16 protein-coding genes are annotated in these 17,845 nt (G+C 68.8%); 7 read left to right on the forward strand and 9 right to left on the reverse strand.

The features are described from left to right. The 3 genes from QMA07_RS06830 to QMA07_RS06840 all read right to left on the reverse strand — a co-directional run. A partial coding sequence (locus tag QMA07_RS06830; RefSeq protein WP_290160797.1) for a DUF1206 domain-containing protein occupies nucleotides 1-730 on the reverse strand: 730 nt, incomplete at its 3' end. A 62-nt stretch (nucleotides 731-792) separates the two neighbouring features. Beyond that, on the reverse strand, nucleotides 793-1,425 hold the full coding sequence (locus tag QMA07_RS06835; RefSeq protein ID WP_290160799.1) for a GyrI-like domain-containing protein: 633 nt from the start codon (nucleotides 1,423-1,425) through the stop codon (nucleotides 793-795). A 98-nt stretch (nucleotides 1,426-1,523) separates the two neighbouring features. Then, complete coding sequence (locus tag QMA07_RS06840; protein WP_290160800.1) at nucleotides 1,524-2,693, reverse strand: ROK family protein; 1,170 nt, start codon at nucleotides 2,691-2,693, stop codon at nucleotides 1,524-1,526. Nucleotides 2,694-2,779: 86 nt separating this feature from the next. On the opposite strand from QMA07_RS06840, the gene xylA reads away from it, so the two are divergent. Then, nucleotides 2,780-3,967 carry a xylose isomerase gene (gene xylA, locus QMA07_RS06845; RefSeq protein WP_290160801.1) on the forward strand — a complete coding sequence of 396 codons (1,188 nt, stop codon included), beginning with the start codon at nucleotides 2,780-2,782 and terminating at the stop codon, nucleotides 3,965-3,967. 5 nt (nucleotides 3,968-3,972) lie between these two features. Continuing rightward, nucleotides 3,973-5,259 (forward strand): xylulokinase, encoded by a 1,287-nt coding sequence (xylB, locus tag QMA07_RS06850; RefSeq protein ID WP_290160802.1) that lies wholly within the window; start codon nucleotides 3,973-3,975, stop codon nucleotides 5,257-5,259. Nucleotides 5,260-5,405: 146 nt separating this feature from the next. On the opposite strand, the gene QMA07_RS06855 is transcribed toward xylB, so the two are convergent. Genes QMA07_RS06855 through QMA07_RS06865 form a run of 3 tightly spaced genes read right to left on the reverse strand, consistent with a single transcriptional unit; the run spans nucleotide 5,406 to nucleotide 8,322 of the window. Then, a complete protein-coding gene (locus tag QMA07_RS06855) occupies nucleotides 5,406-6,467 on the reverse strand; it encodes a Gfo/Idh/MocA family oxidoreductase (RefSeq protein WP_290160803.1) in 1,062 nt (353 codons plus the stop codon). Beyond that, a complete protein-coding gene (locus tag QMA07_RS06860; RefSeq protein WP_290160805.1) occupies nucleotides 6,464-7,195 on the reverse strand; it encodes a cupin domain-containing protein in 732 nt (243 codons plus the stop codon). Before QMA07_RS06860 ends, QMA07_RS06855 begins: the two co-directional genes overlap by 4 nt. Further along, on the reverse strand, nucleotides 7,192-8,322 hold the full coding sequence (locus tag QMA07_RS06865; protein WP_290160807.1) for a Gfo/Idh/MocA family oxidoreductase: 1,131 nt from the start codon (nucleotides 8,320-8,322) through the stop codon (nucleotides 7,192-7,194). The genes QMA07_RS06860 and QMA07_RS06865 overlap by 4 nt, the downstream gene beginning before the upstream one ends. Nucleotides 8,323-8,422: 100 nt before the next feature. On the opposite strand from QMA07_RS06865, the gene QMA07_RS06870 reads away from it, so the two are divergent. The 3 genes from QMA07_RS06870 to QMA07_RS06880 are packed head-to-tail and all read left to right on the forward strand — an operon-like array spanning nucleotide 8,423 to nucleotide 10,820. Further along, on the forward strand, nucleotides 8,423-9,427 hold the full coding sequence (locus tag QMA07_RS06870; RefSeq protein WP_290160808.1) for a LacI family DNA-binding transcriptional regulator: 1,005 nt from the start codon (nucleotides 8,423-8,425) through the stop codon (nucleotides 9,425-9,427). Between the two features lie 22 nt (nucleotides 9,428-9,449). Next, nucleotides 9,450-10,385 (forward strand): NAD(P)-dependent oxidoreductase, encoded by a 936-nt coding sequence (locus QMA07_RS06875; protein WP_290160809.1) that lies wholly within the window; start codon nucleotides 9,450-9,452, stop codon nucleotides 10,383-10,385. 39 nt (nucleotides 10,386-10,424) lie between these two features. Further along, a complete protein-coding gene (locus QMA07_RS06880) occupies nucleotides 10,425-10,820 on the forward strand; it encodes a VOC family protein (RefSeq protein ID WP_290160810.1) in 396 nt (131 codons plus the stop codon). Between the two features lie 89 nt (nucleotides 10,821-10,909). Here the strand turns inward: QMA07_RS06880 and QMA07_RS06885 are convergent, their stop codons facing one another. From QMA07_RS06885 to QMA07_RS06895, 3 genes are all read right to left on the reverse strand, one after another. After that, entirely contained in the window at nucleotides 10,910-11,887 is a 978-nt protein-coding gene (locus QMA07_RS06885) for an NAD-dependent epimerase/dehydratase family protein (protein ID WP_290160812.1), read from the reverse strand. Nucleotides 11,888-11,972: 85 nt separating this feature from the next. Next, entirely contained in the window at nucleotides 11,973-12,629 is a 657-nt protein-coding gene (locus tag QMA07_RS06890; RefSeq protein ID WP_290160813.1) for a GntR family transcriptional regulator, read from the reverse strand. A 171-nt stretch (nucleotides 12,630-12,800) separates the two neighbouring features. Next, complete coding sequence (locus tag QMA07_RS06895) at nucleotides 12,801-13,841, reverse strand: aldo/keto reductase (protein WP_290160815.1); 1,041 nt, start codon at nucleotides 13,839-13,841, stop codon at nucleotides 12,801-12,803. Between the two features lie 256 nt (nucleotides 13,842-14,097). Here QMA07_RS06895 and QMA07_RS06900 point away from each other — a divergent pair, with 256 nt between their 5' ends. Further along, nucleotides 14,098-16,716 (forward strand): excinuclease ABC subunit UvrA, encoded by a 2,619-nt coding sequence (locus tag QMA07_RS06900; protein WP_290160817.1) that lies wholly within the window; start codon nucleotides 14,098-14,100, stop codon nucleotides 16,714-16,716. A 171-nt stretch (nucleotides 16,717-16,887) separates the two neighbouring features. Beyond that, nucleotides 16,888-17,808, forward strand: coding sequence for a formate/nitrite transporter family protein (locus QMA07_RS06905; RefSeq protein ID WP_290160819.1), 921 nt, complete (start codon nucleotides 16,888-16,890; stop codon nucleotides 17,806-17,808). Nucleotides 17,809-17,845 lie beyond the last annotated feature (37 nt).

Below are 17,845 nucleotides of genomic sequence, written 5' to 3' on the forward strand. Positions count from 1 at the left end.
GCCAGAGGATCGCCCGCCCCTGAGGCAGGTCGCCCAGGCTGCGCAGGGCCCCGTCGAGGCCCGCGGCCTTCTCCGGATCCTGCGTCCACGCCGCCACGACGAACAACAGGCCGGTCACCGTGATCGCGATGCCCTTGGCGATGTAGCCGGCGACTCCGAGGGCGATGATCCCGGGCCGCGAGGGCCCGTCGGGAACATCCATCGTCTTCTCGAAGCCTCTGGTGAACCCGATCACGATGAACCCGACCCCCACACCCGCCACGGTCAGGCCGAGGATGATCAGCAGCACGATTCCGCCGGGAGCGCCGAGGATCAGCGCACTGAGGGCGCGCAGCGTCGTCTCGGACTCGACATGCCCTCCGAAGGCGAAGATCAGCGCCAGCCCCGCGATCATGAGGTACGCGCCCGCGATGCCGACCAGCTTGATCCTCATCCCCCACTTACGGGTCTCCTTGCCGCCGGCGAGGAGACCGCTGGCGATCTGCCACACGGCCAGGGCGACCAGCGCCACAGCGACCAGCCCGAGAACCAGCCCGCCGACGGGCGTGGAGCGGATCTGCTCCATCGCTCCGTCCTGGTCGGCATCCCCGCCACCGCCCGTGGCGATGGAGACGGCGATCACTCCGATGATGATGTGCACGAGGCCGACCACCACGAAGCCCGCCCGCGCCACCCGTCGGAAGGCGTCGGATCGCTGCGCCGTGCGCGCGGCACCCTTCGCTGAGGTCATCCGAGCAGGATATCGCCCGATGTGCAGATCGCCGGAGGGGTTGCGCCGAGCACCGGCACTCGTCAGCCGGTGCGCTCGACAGGCTGGCGGAGGATCGTCCGGAGCTTCGCCGGTTCGACGCGCCTGACATCGCTGAGATAGACCTCATGGTGCAGTCCAGTCATGGCCAGACCGTTCTCGGGGATGAACCGGTGGTGCAGATCGTCGAGCACAGGGGCCTCGTCGTCATACGATCCGACGTGCAGGGTCTGCACGCACAGCCCTTCGTCGAGAGTCTCGAGCCGCACCGACCGCAACGCGGGAGATGCCTGCTTCTTCTTCGCGAGCTTCTCGTCGACCGTGCCGACCGCGTGGTCGAGCATCTCCGGGGTGATGTGCTCCGGCACCATGATCATGAGAGTCCATCGCCATGCCGACTTGTCGCGGTGCGAGGTGAACGACTCCATGTCGGGTGCGTGCCACTGCCCCTCGAGTGGCATCACCACCGTGTCGATCCCGAACTGCTCCCTGCTCGCGAACTTGAGCGCGTAGGCGAGCGGGAAGAGCGCGGACACCGCATCCTGATACGCCGGAGCACTGTTGGGGTCACCGGCGCCGTCGACCATCAGGTACTGCATCGGGGGCACGTCGAGGATGCGGAACTCACCGCGCTTCGCCCGGTAGGCGTCGAGTGACTTCTTGGGGTCGATCGCCATCGCAGGGTCCTCTCGCGGTGGCATCGGCATCCGACCGTCGCCACAGTGTCGCACGGGCGGCGGACATCGAGTGAGCGGTGGACGCACACCGACAGAGGTCAGCTGCGCTCCCCCGGATCCGCGAGCAGGCTCGCGAAGGCCAGCTCGGCCGCGCCGATCAGCAGCCTGTCTGCGCCGAGAGCTGCGGGACGGATCTCCAGGGCCTCCGCGCTCTCCGACATCGCCAGAGCCTGCACGTCGTCCGCGATCTGAGCCGCTCTCAGGTCGGCGATCGTCGCCAGGAATCCGCCGAGCACGACGAGTGCGGGGTTGAGCACGTTGACGGCGTTCGCCAGCGCCCCCGCGAGCACATGCGCCTGGCGCGTGACCTCGTCGGCCACGACCGCCGACTCCGACGCCGAGAGCTCGGCGTCGAGCGTCTCGTCATCGGCCGCATCGAGGCCCACCGCGTCGAGCAGCAGACGTCGACTCACTTCGGCCTCGAGCACGCCATCGGCGGTGCGGCGATCGGCGTCTGCGGAGATCCGCGGCCTGTTCTGACCGAACTCCCCCGCGTATCCTCCCGCGCCGGCGACCGGCCTGCCGTTCACGATCAGGCCGCCGCCGATGCCGGACGCGCCTCCGTTCAGGTAGACGACGTCGTCGATCCCACGGCCGGCGCCATAGCGGTGCTCCGCGATCGCCCCGAGCGTCGCATCGTTGTCGACGAAGGCCGCGGACGACGTGGCCGCGCCGATGAGTTCGGCGAGCGGAACGTCGACCCAGCCGAGATGGGGCGCGTTGCGCACCACGCCGTCCGAGGTGCGCACGAGACCGGGCACGGCGACGCCGATGGCTGCGATCCGCGCACCGGCGAGCGCCCCCTCGCGCCACGCGGCCATGCGCTCGGCGATCGTCGCCACGACGACTGCAGGCGTCGGCACGGTCTCGTTCGGCAGGCGTTCGCGCACGAGGATGCTGCGGTCGAGACCGACCGCGGCGATCTCGATCGCATCGACCTCGGGGTTCACCGCGATGGCGACGACGCGGGCCGAGGCCGTCACGACCGGCGATGGTCGACCGACGCGGCCGGGGACGTCGGGGACCCGTTCGTCGACCAGACCCCGGCTGACCAGCTCAGCGACGAGATCGGCGATCGTCGAGCGATTAAGGCCCGTCCGCCCGGTGAGAGCTGCTCTCGACTGGGCGCCGTCCTCGTGCACGAGCCGCAGGATGAGGGAGAGATTGTGCGGGCGGGTGCCCGACGCGGGGCTCGACTGCGGCGGCATCCCTTCACTGTAAGGGGTGGACGCGGCTCCTGTCATGAGATATGTTGTGAATCACAACTTATTCGCTGACCTGCACAGGAGCAGACATGCCCACTCCCACCCGTGACGACAAGTTCTCCTTCGGCCTGTGGACCGTCGGCTACAACGGGGCCGATCCGTTCGGCGGCCCGACCCGACCGGCGCTCGACGTGGTGCACGCCGTCGAGAAGCTCGCCGAGCTCGGCGCCTACGGTCTGACGTTCCACGACGACGACCTGTTCGCCTTCGGCTCCACGGACGCCGAGCGCCAGACGCAGATCGACCGGCTGAAGGACGCACTCGCCGACACCGGCCTGGTGGTGCCGATGGTCACCACGAACCTGTTCAGCGCGCCGATCTTCAAGGACGGCGGTTTCACCTCGAACGACCGTGACGTGCGTCGCTACGCGCTGCGCAAGGTGTTCCGCCAGCTCGACCTCGGTGCGGAGCTCGGCGCCAAGACCTTCGTCATGTGGGGTGGCCGCGAGGGCGCCGAATACGACTCCGCGAAGGACATCCGCCAGGCGCTCGAGCGCTACCGCGAGGCCGTGAACCTGCTCGGCGACTACGTGACCGACAAGGGCTACGACATCCGCTTCGCGATCGAGCCGAAGCCGAACGAGCCGCGCGGCGACATCCTGCTGCCGACCCTCGGCCACGCGATCGCCTTCATCGACTCACTCGAGCGCCCCGAACTCGTCGGCGTGAACCCCGAGGTGGGCCACGAGCAGATGGCCGGACTCAACTTCACCGCCGGCATCGCGCAGGCCCTCTTCCACGGCAAGCTCTTCCACATCGACCTCAACGGTCAGCGCGGCATCAAGTACGACCAGGACCTCGTCTTCGGGCACGGCGACCTGCACAACGCCTTCTCGCTCGTCGACCTGCTCGAGAACGGCGGCCCCGGCGGCGTTCCGGCCTACGACGGCCCCCGTCACTTCGACTACAAGCCGAGCCGCACGGAAGACGAGAAGGGCGTCTGGGAGTCGGCTGCGGCCAACATGCGCACCTACCTGCTGCTCAAGGAGCGCGCGGCGGCATTCCGCGCCGACCCCGAGGTGCATGAGGCTCTCGCGGCCGCCCGCGTCGACGAGCTCTCGACGCCGACCCTGAACCCCGGAGAGAGCTACGACGACTTCCTCGCCGATCGCTCGGCCTACGAGGACTTCGACGCGAACTCCTACTTCGGCGGCAAGGGCTTCGGCTTCGTCCGACTGCAGCAGCTCGCTACCGAGCACCTGCTCGGCGCTCGCTGATCGTCATGCCGCTGGTTCTCGGGGTCGACTCGTCGACCCAGTCGTGCAAGGTCGTCGTCGTCGACACGGCGACCGGAGCGGTCGTCCGCTCGGGTCGCGCGTCGCACCCCGACGGGACGTCGGTCGACCCCGAAGCCTGGTGGCGCGCCCTGAACACCGCGATCACCGCGGCGGGGTCGCTCGACGACATCGCCTCGTGGTCGATCGGCGGCCAGCAGCACGGACTCGTCGCGCTCGACGAGTCCGGTCGAGTCATCCGCGATGCGCTGCTGTGGAACGACACCCGGTCGGCCGGCGCCGCGCAGGATCTCATCGCCGAGTTCGGAGCGTCCGAACTGGCTGCGCGCACCGGGCTCGTTCCCGTGGCCTCGTTCACGATCACGAAGCTGCGCTGGCTGCGCGATCACGAGCCCGAGCACGCGGCACGGGTGGCCGCGGTCGCCCTGCCGCACGACTGGCTGACGTGGCGCCTGCGCGGCTTCGGCCCCGAGAACCCGGTGCTCGACGAGCTCGTGACCGATCGGTCGGATGCGTCGGGCACGGGCTACTGGAACCCGTCGACGGGCGAGCACGACCGTGAGCTGCTGGTCGCCGCCCTCGGGCACGATGCGATCCTGCCGCGGGTGCTCGCGCACGACGAGTGGACGACGGATGCCGGTGGACGCCGCGTCGGAGCCGGAGCCGGAGACAACGCCGCCGCGGCGCTCGGCCTCGGTGCCGTCCCCGGCGACGTGGTCGTGTCGATCGGCACGTCCGGCACGGTGTGCGCGATCAGCACCACCCCGCTGAGCGATGCGAGCGGAACCGTGGCCGGGTTCGCCGATGCCTCGGGCAACTTCCTTCCGCTCGTCGCCACGCTCAACGCGGCCAGGGTCGTCGATGTGACGGCGGCGCTGCTCGGAGTCACGCACGGGGAGTTCAGCGATCTCGCTCTGCAGGCATCGCCGGGCGCAGAGGGACTCGCTCTGCTCCCCTACTTCGAGGGAGAGCGCACACCCAACCTGCCGGATGCCACGGCATCCCTCTCAGGCATGACACTGGCATCCACGACTCGGGAGAACCTGGCCCGCGCTGCCGTCGAAGGGATGCTGCGCGGACTCGGCGCGGGTCTCGATGCGCTGCGCGACCTCGGCATCCCCCTCGAGCGAGCCCTGCTGATCGGCGGCGGCGCGCAGTCGGAGGCCGTGCGCCGCATCGCACCCGAGATCCTCGGCCTGCCGGTCGAGGTCCCGGAACCCGGTGAGTACGTCGCGCTCGGCGCGGCCCGCCAGGCTTCTCTGATCGTCGACTGATCCTGCGCACCAGCCGTAGGGAGGAGATCTGCGCTTCGGGAGGAGCGATGCACGGCATCCGTCCTCCCGAAGCGCAGTTCTCCTCCCGCACAGGTGACGAACGGGGTGGAGGCAGCGGACGAGGCGGATGCCGAATGCGGATGCCGTCAGCCGGCGAGCACCCGGGCGTCGCGCTGCGCGATGATGCTCAGCTCGGCCGCGGCGAAGGCGTGCCGCTGCGTCATCGCGTGCTCGGTGCGGTCGAGGCAGTCGCGGATCAGCTGACCGAAGAACGGGAACCCGGTCCTGCCGGTGGCGTCGAACCGGAACTGTCCGTCCTGGTTGACGAGCAGCACCTGACCGCCGCCGTTGTCGGTGGTGATGTCGGTGTACTTGCGCAGCTCGATGTAGCCGTCGGTGCCGAGCAGCACGGTGCGCCCGTCGCCGAACACGTCGAGTCCTGCCGGGGTGAACCAGTCCACGCGCACGTATCCGGTCGTCCCGTTGTCCAGCACCACGTGGGCGTCGCCGAAGTCCTGCAGCCCCGGAGTCTCGCGGTGCGCGTAGTTGGCGACCGTCGAGCTGACGATCTCACCGGCGGTGGCACCCGTGTAGTAGAGCATCTGCTCGAAGTTGTGGCTGCCGATGTCGCAGATGATGCCGCCGTACTGCACGGGGTCGTAGAACCAGTCGGGGCGCCCGGTGCCGATGCGATGGGGGCCGAACGACGCGACCTGCAGCACGGTTCCGATCGCGCCCTGATCGATCAGCTGGCCGGCGAGGATCGCCGCCTCGGAGTGCACCCGCTCGCCGTAGTACACGGCGAACTTCTGCCCGGTGCGATCCACGGCCTCTCGGGCCGCGATGAGGTCGTCCATCGTCGTGATCGCAGGCTTGTCGGCGAAGAAGTCCTTGCCGGCGTCGAGCACCCGGACACCGAGCCGAGCCCGCCGATTGGCGATCGACGCGCTCGCGATGAGCCGCACATGCGGGTCGTCGAGCACCTCCTGCTCGCTGGCGGCCGCCTGCGCCTGCGGGAACCGCTCGACGAAGTCGGCGACCTTCGCCTGGTCGGGATCGAAGACGAGCGACAGGGTGGCGCCCGCGTCGATGAGCTGCTCGACCATCCCGAAGATGTGGCCGTGATCGAGCCCGACCGCGGCGAACACGAACTCACCGGGGCCGACCACCGGCTCCGGCAGCGGATCGAAGGTGTAGGTGCGGGTCATCGCGGGGTCTCCTCATCGTTCACGTCGTAGGTGCGCAGACGTCCGCACATGCCGAATCCGCGCGCTCCCTCCGAGGGTACGGCCCGGTGCACGCGGGCTTCGGACAGGTGCGCGGCAGACCCGGAGGCCACAGCCACGGCGAGCGCGAGCGAGTGCTCGGCCTGCGCCAGCGGGCGCTCTCGCACCAGGTCGGGCCATATCCGGGCACGGTCGCGCACGAGCGCTGCAGCAGCGGAGTGGAATGCCGCGAGCGCGGTGCGGTCGCGGCCGGCCACGGCTTCCCGCAGCGCCTCGAACCCCGTCACCGCGAGGTCGCGTCGCCGTCGGGCTCGTGCAGCGCGTTCGTCGGGGTCGTCTCCGAGTGACACCGCTGCGGCATACACGTCAGGGTCGGCGACGACCTCGGCGGGGAAGGTCAGCACCGCGTCGCCCGCCTCGGGCAGTCCGGAATTGCTCATCAGCACGACGACCTGCAGATCGCCGCGGTTCACAGCGCGGTGGATGGTGCCGGGGGTGAACCACACGACGGCGCCCGGGGCGAGCGGCGTCTCACGGAATCCGTCGGCGTCGATCGTCTGCAGTGCGCCCTCACCGGCGGTCACGATGTAGGCCTCTGTCGAGACGAGGTGCATGTGGGGGCTGCCTCCGCAGATGCCGTCTGGCGCGGCGTCGGCGTACACCTCGAGGTGCGACAACGAAGTGCCCCCGGGGAACGACGATGCGGTCACGATGCCGCCTCGACCAGCGACGAGGTCTTCTCGAAGAAATGCGGAGCGTGCGCCACGAGCTGCCCGGCTCGGTAGTACGGGTCGGACGCCGCGATCGGCAGCGACACGAACCGGCGTTCGAACCCCGCCTTGTAGATCGCGGTGACCACCTCGACCGCATCCCGGCCGTCCTGGCCCCCGGCGATCGGCGGGCGGCTGTCGCGGATCGCGCCGATCAGATCGCCGATCTGACCCTCGTGGCCGAGGTGCGCGAGCGGCGTGCGGGCTGCGACGAGAGCCTCGATGCGCGCCACGACGTCGGGAGCTCCCCCGTCTTCAGGGAATCCGTCGCGCCGAGACTGCTCTGCGACGACCGAGAACGGCTGCGACACGCGCGCATTCGCGCCCTGGATCACGATCGCCTGCTCCTCACCGTGGTGCACCACCGAACTGGTCAGCTGGGCGAGCCCGCGGTCGTACCGGAAGATCGCGACCGAGAGATCCTCGACCTCGGCGTTGTCGTGCTGCGCGTTGGCGAGCATGGCGGTGATCTCGGTCGGAGTCCCCAGCAGCCACAGCAGGAGGTCTATGTGGTGGATGGCGTGATTCAGCGTGCATCCGCCGCCTTCCTTCTCCCACGTGCCGCGCCACCAGAGGTCGTAGTAGGGCAGTCCTCGCCACCACGCCGAGTCGACGCGGACGTGCGAGATCGAACCCAGCAGACCCGAGTCGACGACGTCTTTCAGAGCGGCGAGGTCGTCGCGGAACCGGTTCTGGGCGACGACCGAGAGCACTCTGCCCGAGCGTTCCTGGGCAGCGAGCATCGCATCGCACTCTTCGAGGGAGGGCGCCATCGGCTTCTCGACGAGCACGTGGATGCCCGCGTCGAGGGCGGCGATCGCGAGGGACGCGTGCGTCGACGGCGGGGTCGCGATGCTCACGATGTCGAGCCCCCCGTGGGCGATCATCTCGAGCGGATCATCGAAAGCCACCGCATCCGTGAGCCCGAAGGCCTCGGCCTTGTGCGCAGCCCTGCCCGGAATCACGTCGGCGAGAGCCACCACCTCGCACTGGTCGGAGAATGCGAGGTATCCGCTGATGTGCGCGTCGGCGATCCCGCCGGTGCCGATGATGCCGATCCTGAGCATTCGCTGCCTCCTCGATGAGGTGTTACTACGTATTACTAAGACGTAGTAGATACTATCGAGGTGCACACCGGTCACGTCAAGCCCCGAGAGGACGGATGCCATGGAGAAACGACCGACGAGCCATGACGTCGCCCACCTCGCCGGGGTGTCGCAGTCGACGGTGTCGTTCGTCTTCACGGGGCGTGCCGGAATCTCGGAGGCCACCCGCGAGAAGGTGCTGCGGGCCGCGGCCGAGTTGAACTATCGACCGAATCTCGCCGCCCGATCGATGCGCACGCACCGCACCGGGCGACTCGCGGTCGTGGTGCCGATCGCCACGATGAACCCTCTCACCCTGCTGTCGGGGGCGATCTCCGCAGCACGGGACGAGGGGTACGTCGTCGAGGTGGTGAGCCTGCCGCAGGAACCGGACGAGCGAGAGGGGCGCTTCGCAGAGGTCAGGGACTCGGGGCAGTACGAGGGGATCCTGTCGTTCACTCCGCTCCCGGGCGCCGTGACCGCCGACGACACCGCTGGCGAGCCGACGCCCGGCACCGTCGTCCTCTCCGTCGGCGAATTCGACGACGCGATGCACATGGCCGGGGCGTTGACCGACGCGCGGCCCGTCGCCGAGATGGTCGAACACCTCGCGGCGCAGGGGCACAGGCGCTTCCTGCATATCGCCGGCCCGCAGGATTTTCCGTCCGCGCAGTCTCGTCGCCGGGCTTACCTCGATGCCGTGGCGCGGCTCGACCTCGAGTCGATCGGTGTGATCGACGGCGACTGGAGCGGTCGCTCGGGTGAGACCGCCATCGAGGGGCTCCCCTCAGAAGCGCCGCCCTTGGCTGTCATCGCGGCGAACGACGTCGTCGCGACGGGCGCCATCCGCGCGGCGACCAGGCGCGGATGGCGACTCCCCGCAGACATCGCCGTCACCGGATGGGACGACCACCCCCAGAGCGCGTTCCTGGTGCCCTCGCTCACGAGCGTCTCGCAGGATCGCGAGAGACTGGGTGCGTACTCGATGCACCGCCTCATCGCGGCCGTGCGCGGTGGAGAGCCGCCGACCAAACCCGACGGTCTGCTCACCGTGATCTGGCGCGAGTCGACCGAATCCCCCCGCTGACCGCCGTGAATCGGAGACGCACATGAAGATCCTGATCCCGAACACCATCGAGCTGCCGTTGACCGCAGACGTCGAGACCGTCGTCTACGACATCGACGCGGAGATTCCCGATGAGCACCGCGACGCCGAGGTGCTGGTCGTGTGGCACAACTCGTCGTCGTGGCTGCAGGACGCAGCCCGAATGCTCCCCCGGCTGCAGCTCGTGCAGGCGCTCGCATCGGGAGCCGACGCCGTGCTGAACGCCGGGTTCGCGGCGGACGTGCGCATCTGCTCGGGTCGTTCGCTGCACGACGGGCCGGTGGCCGAACACGCCCTTGCGCTGATCCTGAGCGCGGTGCGTCGACTCGACCGGCTGCGCGATGCCCAGCGCGAGCACCGCTGGGACGACGAGTTCATCGACGAGCAGAGTGCTGTCGAGACTCGGGCGCTGCACACGCTCTCCGGTGCGCGCGTCACGATCTGGGGTTTCGGATCGATCGCTTCGACGCTCGCGCCGTCGCTCACCGCACTCGGCGCGGAGGTGCAGGGCATCGCGCGCACCGCCGGGAAGCGGTCGGGCTTCGAGGTGCACGCGGATGCCGATGCGGCCGACGTGCTGGCGCGCACCGACGTGCTGGTGTCGATCCTGCCCTCCACCGACGAGACCGCCGACCTCTTCGACGCCGAGGTGTTCGCGGCGCTCAAGCCCGGCGCCGTGTTCGTGAACGTCGGCCGCGGTGCGACGGTCGACGAGGGCGCCTTGATCGCCGCGCTCGAGACGGGGCGGTTGCGTGCCGCGGCGATCGACGTCACGAGATCCGAGCCGCTTCCGGCATCCGATCCGCTGTGGGACGCACCGAACCTGCTCATCACCCCGCACATCGCCGGAAACCGACCGGTGGGTGCGGCGCGCCTGGTCGATGACAACGTCACCCGCCTGCTCGCCGGCGACGGTCTCGTGAACCAGGTGCGCCCATAGGGTCTGGACACCCCGCCGGGAGCGGCGCATGCTGAACGCATGACCGCCTTTCAGACAGCACACGCGTTCAGCGGATTCAGTGTCGACGACATCGACGCCGCCCGCTCCTTCTACGGCGACACCCTGGGCATGGACGTCACCACCAATGCCATGGGGTTTCTCGACATCAGCCTGCCCGACGGCGGGTCGATCCTCGTCTACGCCAAGCCGAATCACGAGCCCGCGAGCTTCACGATCCTCAACTTCCCGGTCGACGACGTCGAGGCCGCCGTCGATGAGCTCAACGGGCGCGGAGTCGTGACGAAGATCTATGACGATTCGGACTTCGACACCGACGACAAAGGCATCCTTCGGGGTGGCCCCGATCGAGGGCCCGACATCGCCTGGTTCAGGGACCCGGCTGGCAACGTGCTCGCTGTGCTCGCCGCCGGCTGATCCCGGCAGCCGTCACCGCGAGACCCGCTTGCGCGCATGAGACCCCCGTTCACACCGTGGGTGTCGTGCGCCGGGGAAGGTCTCGCGGCTCACGATGCGAGCAGGCGGTCGAACAGGGAGTTCACGGCGGGGTCGACACGCTGCAGGTCGGGGTGCGCGTCGTGCCAGTCGATGAGCTCTCGCGCCGCCGTGTGCAGAGGGACGAGCGGGCTGAAGTCGGGGACGACTCGGCGGATCTTCGTGTTGTCGAAGACGACCGAGTGCGCCATGTCGCCCGTGAGCTGACCGGCGCGGTCAGGAGCCGCCTGCTCGATCGCCGCGCTCGTCGCGTAGCGGATCCTCGGTTCGGCCCCGGCCGCGCGCCCGAGGATCGAGTAGATCTCGTTCCAGGTGTAGACGAAGTCGCTGGTGATCTGGAAGGTGTCGCCATAGGCGAGCGGATTGCCGAGCAGCCCGGCGAAGCCGACCGCGAAGTCGCTCGAATGGGTGAGCGTCCATAGCGACGTGCCGTCTCCGTGCACGATGATCTCCTCACCGCGGCGGATGCGGTCGATCGCCGTCCATCCGCCGAAGGCCGGGATCGTCCACTTGTCATAGGTGTGCGAGGGACGCAGCACCGTGACCGGGAATCCGCGACCGCGATAGGCGGCGGCGAGCAGGTCTTCGCACGCGATCTTGTCTCGCGAGTACTGCCAGTACGGGTTGCGCAACGGCGTGGACTCGGTGATCGGCAGCCGCGCGACGGGCTTCTGATACGCGGATGCCGAGCTGATGAAGACGTACTGCCCGGTGCGGCCTTCGAAGCGGTCGATGTCGCGCTGCACCTGGTCAGGCGTGAAGGCGATCATGTCGGCGACGACGTCGAACTCGCGCCCGGCGAGAGCCGCGTCGACCGCGCCAGCATCCGTGATGTCGGCCGTCAGCACCTCGACGCCCTCCGCAGGCGTCCGACGCGAGTGCCCGCGGTTCAGCAGCGTCACCTCCATGCCTCGGGATGCGGCGAGCGCACTCGCCGCCGAGGAGATGATTCCGGTTCCTCCGATGAACAGCACCGTCGTCGCAGCCATGTGTCGACTCTATCGACGCGTCAGTCAGGCAGGCTCGACTCGCCGGGGGTCGACGCGCCCTCTGATCCCGTCGTGAGACCGCGGACTAGACGAGGTGCTCGAAGAGTGTGCGAACGGCTGACTCCGCGGCGTCCGAGTCTCCTGCGCGCATCGCGTGCGCGACGGCTTCTGCCGCGGCGGATCGCACCTGCGTCACACCGTCACCGCGGGTGACCCCGGAGAACTGCAGAGCGCACTGGACCAGGATCGTGGCCTCGACGAGGTGGGTCGCCTGCCGAGGGTGCTCGATGAGGTCGGCCACGGCAGTGAGCAACCCGATGACTGCGGCGTTGCGGCCGACGGCGCCGCCAGCGCCGCCGATCTCGTCGGCATGAGCCGCGAGTTCTGAGCGGACTCCGTCGCCCAGCGTGGGCAGCGCCTTGCGGAGCGCCGTGCCTGCGAGCACGCCGGCATAGCTGAGAGCAGCACAGGAGTCGGCAGCCGTGAAGACGGCGACCTTGGTGTAGCGGGCGGGCGTGACCTCCACCAGTCCGATGTCCCGGAGCCGGATGATCGCTTCGCGGATCGGGTTCAGCGACATGTGGAGCTCCTGCGCGAACCGCGCGGTGTCGAGCCGGTCACCGGACACGTACTCACCCGCGAGGATCGCCGCCAGTATGTGCTGGAAGGCGAGTTCAGGCAGGGGCACGGGACTGCGATGAATCCACTGGTGCGTCCGTAGCTCGACATGGGCGATGGTCATCTGGTGCTCCTCGGGATACGTTGCGGACGCTCCCGTTCGCAGGGGCTTCCACTACCGAGACCCGCTGGCGCCTGGAATATTACGCGGTGGCCTCAGAAAAGTCCGAGGCGCCCCGCCCGGCGACGTGCGTAGGGCAGGACATCCCCGCGGAATCCCGATCGCGGACCGCGCTCAGACCACGCTGGCGCCCGGTGCTGCGGCGAACTCCTCGAGAGCGGCGATGACGTCATCCGCCAGCTCGACCTGGCTCGCAGCCACGGCGTCGTCGATCTGGCCGGTGCGCGAGGCTCCGATGATCGCGGTCGTCACCACAGGGTCGCGCAGCACCCATGCGACGGCGAGCTGCGGGATCGACAGGCCCGCCTCCTTGGCGACGCGGTCGATGCCGCGGATGCGCTCGAGATAGCTGTCGGTGAGGGCCGTTCCGTTGAGGAAGTGGCTGTTCGCCGCCCGCGAGTCGGCGGGGACGTCACCGTCGATGTATTTGCCGGTGAGCAGGCCCTGCGCGAGAGGCGAGAAGACCGCGCTGCCGACCTTCAGCCCGCGCAGCGCCGGGAACAGCTCGGCCTCAGGAGTGCGATCGAACAGCGAGTACCGGGGCTGGTGCAGCAGCAGCTTCACGCCCTGGCCTGCCAGCAGCTCATACGCCTGCCGAGCGAGCTCCGCCGGGTAGTTCGAGATGCCGACGTAGAGCGCCTTTCCGCTGCGCACGATGTCGACGAGCGCCGTCACCGTCTCCTCGAGGGGCGTCTCGGGGTCGGGGCGATGCGAGTAGAACACGTCGACGTAGTCGGTGTTCATGCGCTGCAGGCTCTGCTCGAGAGAGCGCGTGAGGTACTTGCGTGAGCCGCCGTCGCCGAACGGCCCCGGCCACATGTCGTAGCCGGCCTTGGTCGTCACGAACAGCTCGTCGCGATAGCGCGCCAGCCCGCTGTCGAGCACCGCGCCGAACGTCGACTCGGCCGATCCGTAGGGTGGGCCGTAGTTGTTGGCGAGGCCGATGTGCACGACCCCGCGGTCGAACGCGTGCAGCACGATCTCGCGCTGACTGTCGAACGAGCGGTCGCGTCCGAAGTTCTGCCAGAGGCCGAGCGACACCTTGGGCAGCGGGATGCCGCTCGCGCCCGCGCGCTGGAACGGCACGTCGGTGTAGCGGGTGGACGCGGCCTCGTAGGCGTGCGTCAGGCGGGGGTCATCAGCGGCGATGGGCATGAACGATGCTCCTATGCAGGCGGGGAAGGGCTTCAGGATAGCGCTTGCTGGCGGTGGCGCTCCGGCGACCGGCTGCGCGGCCGCCATCGCGATCCGAGATGCGTTTCGTCGGACTCGACTGATCCGGCCCGACGCCGCCCCTGCCTGATCGGTCGCTGTCAAGGACACCCACGAAGTCGCACGGGCGAGGTAGCGTGGCCCCGAGCCGGCGATCGCCGGTTCCATCGCCGCAGTCCGCGGATACGAGAAGAGGTCCATGATGGACGGGACCCCACCGTTGAAGCTCTCAGGCACGTCGAACGCCATCGTCGTGACCGGAGCACGTGTGCACAATCTGCGCGATGTCGACGTCGCGATACCCCGCGATGCGCTCGTCGCCTTCACGGGCGTCTCGGGCTCGGGAAAGAGCTCCCTCGCGTTCGGCACCCTCTACGCCGAAGCCCAGCGTCGGTACTTCGAGTCGGTGGCCCCCTATGCGAGGCGCCTGATGAGCCAGGTCGACATCCCCGACGTCGATGCCATCGAAGGGTTGCCTCCTGCCGTCGCCCTCCCCCAGCAGCGCACCGCCGGCAGCGCCCGATCGACCGTCGGCAGCGCCACGTCGATCGGCAATGTCGTGCGCATGCTGTTCTCGCGCGTCGGCACGTACCCGCCAGGGGCGGGGCCGCTGTTCGCCGAGGACTTCTCCGCGAACACCGTCCAGGGCGCCTGCCCGCAGTGCCACGGGATCGGTCAGGTGTACGACGTGCCCCTGCGCCTCATGGTCCCCGACGAGTCGTTGTCGATCCGCGACCGTGCTCTCGACGCCTGGCCTCGCGCGTGGCACGGCAAGCAGCTCATCGACAGCCTGATCTCTCTCGGCTACGACATCGACATCCCATGGCGCGATCTGCCCGAGGAGCAGCGTCAGTGGGTGCTGTACACCCAGGAGTCCCCGCAGGTTCCGGTGTTCACCGACCGCGGTCCGGCGCAGGTGCGCAAGGCCGTCGCCGCCGGCATCGAACCGTCGTACATGAGCACGTTCGTCGGCGTGAAGCAGTACGTGCTCAACACCTTCGCCCATTCGAAGAGCGCGAAGATGCGCGAGAAGGCTGCGAGCTTCATGGTCAGCGTCCGCTGCCCGATGTGCGACGGACGCCGGCTGAAGCCCGAAGCACTCGCCGTGACGTTCGCCGGTCTCGACATCACGGAGATGGCCGCACTGCCGCTGGCCGACCTCGAGGCTCTGCTCGAGACCGCCCTCGACACGTCCGACGGCGGGCCCGGCGGCGACTCCGACCGCGAGGCGCTCTCACCCGAGAAGCAGCTCGCGGCGCACCGGCTGGTCGACGAGCTGCGTGATCGGGTCTCGCCCATCATCGAGCTCGGTCTGGGCTATCTCTCGCTCGATCGTTCGACCCCCACCCTCTCGTCCGGCGAACTGCAACGCATGCGGCTCGCGACCCAGGTGCTCTCGCAGCTGTTCGGGGTCATGTTCGTGCTCGACGAACCGTCTGCCGGGCTCCACCCCGCCGACGGCGAAGCGCTCGTGCGCATCCTCCGCTCGCTCAGAGACTCGGGCAACACGGTCTTCTTCGTCGAGCACTCCCTCGACGTGATCCGGCACGCGGACTGGATCGTCGACATCGGTCCGGGTGCGGGAGCCACCGGCGGCGAGATCGTCTATTCCGGGCCGATCGACGGGCTTCGAGAAGCAGAGCACTCGCAGACCCGGCGATACCTGTTCGCCGATGAGGTGCGCGCCGGACAGTCGCCGACGCCGAGGCCCGCCTCTCGCGAGGCCGACGACGAACTCGTGCTCACCGATGTCTCACGGAACAATCTCCGCAGCGTCTCGGTGTCGATCCCCCTCGGCTGCCTCACTGCCGTCACCGGTGTCTCCGGATCGGGCAAGACATCTCTCGTGACTCAGGCTCTGCCCGATCTGCTGCAGAAGAGCCTGTCCAGCGATGTGGACACGTCGACGGCCGACGCGTCGAGTGAATCGCAGAGCGGCGTGACCGCGGATCCGCTGTTCTCCTCACCGACGGCCGAGACGACAGGGCGCGCGTCCGGCCCCGCAGGCCGCGTGCGTCGCGTCGTGCAGGTCAGTCAGAAGCCGATCGGCCGCACGTCGCGATCCAACGTGGCGACGTATACCGGGCTCTTCGACCGCGTCCGTGCCCTGTTCGCCGCGACTCCGGAGGCACGCCGGCGGCGATACGCCGCGAGTCGGTTCTCGTTCAACCTGCCGAGCGGGCGCTGCCCCACCTGCAAGGGCGAGGGCACGGTCGAGGTGGAGCTGCTCTTCCTCCCCACCGTCCACGCCCCCTGCAGCACCTGCGGCGGCACCCGCTACAACCCGGACACGCTCGAGATCGAGCTCCACGGACACACGATCGCCGACGTCCTCGCCCTGAGCGTGAACGACGCGCGTGTGCTCTTCGCCGACGATGCCGACGTCGCGCGACACCTGGATGCCCTTCTGGATGTGGGACTCGGATACCTGCCGCTGGGTCAGTCGGCCACCGAGCTCTCCGGTGGCGAGGCGCAGCGCGTGAAGCTGGCCTCAGAGCTTCGGCGCGCACAGCACGGCGACACCCTGTACCTGCTCGACGAGCCCACCTCGGGACTGCATCCGTCAGACACAGACCGACTGCTCGTGCATCTCCAGCATCTGGTCGACGCCGGCAACACGGTCGTGATGGTCGAGCATGACATGCGCGTGGTCGCGCAGGCCGACTGGGTGATCGACATGGGCCCCGGCGCCGGAGACCTCGGGGGAACGGTGGTGGCGCAGGGGACTCCGCGCTCCGTCGCATCGGCGAGCGGCAGCACGACGGCGTCGTATCTTGCGGAGGCCCTCGACGCGCAGGACCTCAGAAACGTCGACTGAACAGAAGATCCTCTGCGGCACAGATCGCCCGAGGCTGCACATCTCACACCGCAGGATCGATGAAGTGAGGCGTTTGCTCCACAGACGTAACGTCGCGTGCGGTCGCTGGAAACGCCGCTCGTCCATGCTCGATTCAGCCGAGCATCCGTGCTCCCGTCCCGTGGAGGTCATGTGTCATACATCAAGCCCGCCGAGCTCGCCACCCGCATGGTCGACGCCGGCGCATACAAACTGCAGCTGTCCACTCGCGACACCCTCATCCGCGCCTTCATGGGCGCCGCCCTGCTGACGATAGCCGCGGCCTTCGCAGTCACTGTCTCGACGCAGACCGGTCAGCCTCTCCTGGGCGCAGTGCTCTTCCCGGTCGGGTTCGTGATGCTCTATCTGCTCGGGTACGACCTGCTCACCGGAGTGTTCACTCTCGGGCCGCTCGCGGTGCTCGACCGTCGCCCCGGAGCGACGTTCGGGTCTCTGATGCGCAACTGGGGCCTCGTCTTCCTCGGCAACTTCGGCGGCGCCTTCCTGGTGGCGATCCTGATGGCGATCTACTTCACCTACGGGTTCTCGACCGCGCCGAGCGCCGTCGGCGAGGCGATCAGCGAGATCGGACACGGTCGCACGGTCGGGTATGCCGATCACGGCGCAGCAGGGATGCTGACTCTGTTCATCCGTGGCGTGCTCTGCAACTGGATGGTGTCGACGGGCGTCGTGCTGGCCATGGTCTCGGACAGCACGATCGGCAAGATCGTCGCGATGTGGCTGCCGATCATGCTGTTCTTCTACATGGGCTTCGAGCACTCCATCGTCAACATGTTCCTGTTCCCGTCCGGCCTGCTGATGGGCGCCGACTTCACGGTGTGGGACTACATCGTCTGGAATGAGCTGCCCACCGTCGTCGGCAACCTCGTCGGTGGTCTCGTATTCGTCGGGCTCCCGATCTACTTCACGCACGGACGCCCGAAGGCCCGGAAGGCCCGCGAAGCACGCGCTGCTCTGCGCCGGGCACGCTCCGTCGTGGCCGAAGCACCCGCCGACACCACCCCGGTGACCCGCCAGGAGGCCGGCTCGGAGCTCGAGCCCTCGCGCGTCTGACTCCGAGGGGGAAGAGGGCGGATGCTGCGGCATCCGC

This window comes from Microbacterium sp. APC 3901 (assembly GCF_030407765.1).
In the GTDB taxonomy this organism is placed as follows: Bacteria; Actinomycetota; Actinomycetes; order Actinomycetales; family Microbacteriaceae; genus Microbacterium.

Coding starts and splice junctions, on each gene's coding strand:
- xylA (WP_290160801.1), top strand. CDS start 2,780: ATGCCCACTCCCACCCGTGACGACAAGTTCTCCTTCGGCCTGTGGACC.
- QMA07_RS06855 (WP_290160803.1), bottom strand. CDS start 6,467: ATGACCCGCACCTACACCTTCGATCCGCTGCCGGAGCCGGTGGTCGGC.
- xylB (WP_290160802.1), top strand. CDS start 3,973: ATGCCGCTGGTTCTCGGGGTCGACTCGTCGACCCAGTCGTGCAAGGTC.
- QMA07_RS06870 (WP_290160808.1), top strand. CDS start 8,423: ATGGAGAAACGACCGACGAGCCATGACGTCGCCCACCTCGCCGGGGTG.
- QMA07_RS06895 (WP_290160815.1), bottom strand. CDS start 13,841: ATGCCCATCGCCGCTGATGACCCCCGCCTGACGCACGCCTACGAGGCC.
- QMA07_RS06865 (WP_290160807.1), bottom strand. CDS start 8,322: ATGCTCAGGATCGGCATCATCGGCACCGGCGGGATCGCCGACGCGCAC.
- QMA07_RS06840 (WP_290160800.1), bottom strand. CDS start 2,693: ATGCCGCCGCAGTCGAGCCCCGCGTCGGGCACCCGCCCGCACAATCTC.
- QMA07_RS06890 (WP_290160813.1), bottom strand. CDS start 12,629: ATGACCATCGCCCATGTCGAGCTACGGACGCACCAGTGGATTCATCGC.
- QMA07_RS06875 (WP_290160809.1), top strand. CDS start 9,450: ATGAAGATCCTGATCCCGAACACCATCGAGCTGCCGTTGACCGCAGAC.
- QMA07_RS06900 (WP_290160817.1), top strand. CDS start 14,098: ATGATGGACGGGACCCCACCGTTGAAGCTCTCAGGCACGTCGAACGCC.
- QMA07_RS06835 (WP_290160799.1), bottom strand. CDS start 1,425: ATGGCGATCGACCCCAAGAAGTCACTCGACGCCTACCGGGCGAAGCGC.
- QMA07_RS06880 (WP_290160810.1), top strand. CDS start 10,425: ATGACCGCCTTTCAGACAGCACACGCGTTCAGCGGATTCAGTGTCGAC.
- QMA07_RS06885 (WP_290160812.1), bottom strand. CDS start 11,887: ATGGCTGCGACGACGGTGCTGTTCATCGGAGGAACCGGAATCATCTCC.